This is a genomic window from Methanobrevibacter filiformis (assembly GCF_001639265.1).
GTDB lineage: Archaea > Methanobacteriota > Methanobacteria > Methanobacteriales > Methanobacteriaceae > Methanacia > Methanacia filiformis.
The window spans coordinates 1-812 of record NZ_LWMT01000179.1 but is presented as its reverse complement, the minus strand read 5'-3'; the positions used below and the strand labels follow the sequence as shown (position 1 = coordinate 812).

The following is an 812-nucleotide window of genomic DNA, read 5'->3' as shown; positions in this document are numbered from 1 at the left end:
ATGTAATGTTCAGTATAATTCAAAAAAAAGTGAGTATAATAACATTAATTAAATGGAGGAAGAATATAGTTAAATCTATGCAAAGAGAAAACAAACTTCCTCCAAGTAATAATTTGAATGTTAAAATATATAATGCTGATGGTACCAAGAGAGTTGTGATAGAAGAAGAAATATTATACTTAGATAATCGTGTAGACCCAACATATCATCAAACATTGGAAGAAATAACAGGCATGACTCTTAAATGTCGTTACATCGATAATAGTGATTTTAAATGTGAATGTTGTGGTTCAGACTCATTTAAAATACATGGTTATGGTCTTAGAAATCTGAATAAAAATCAAAAAATAGAATCCACAATTTACAAATGTAGGAAATGTGGAAAAACACATCAAACACCATTAGAACCTTTTGTTGATAAAAATAGCAATTACACCAACAAAGTCCAATCATTAGGCATTATGGTGAACTACCTATCGCATCTATCGTTAAATAACATATCTCTACTTAATGGAATTGTAAATAATGCATTTCCATCCAGACAAAGCACTCTCAACTATCTTAATAAATTTTACAGTAATTTAAAACGTGAAAACAGTCGGAAAATAGTTTATTCTGGAAACTATGGGTATGACGAGCAATATATTAAAATTAATGGAGAAAAATTCTATATTCTAGCTCTCTTCGACATAAAACTTAATATACTAATCAGTTACAAAATCGTGGGTAACATGAAGAAAAATACTTTGATAAATTTCATCACCACAAGAACAGAAAAACAAGCAAGAATAGCATTAACCACTGATGGAAAA

At 28.8% G+C, this 812-nt stretch carries 1 pseudogene; it reads left to right on the top strand.

What is annotated here, in order from left to right:
- Positions 1–77: 77 nt before the first annotated feature.
- Positions 78–812 (top strand): annotated as a pseudogene (locus MBFIL_RS04785) (hypothetical protein); the annotation flags it as partial.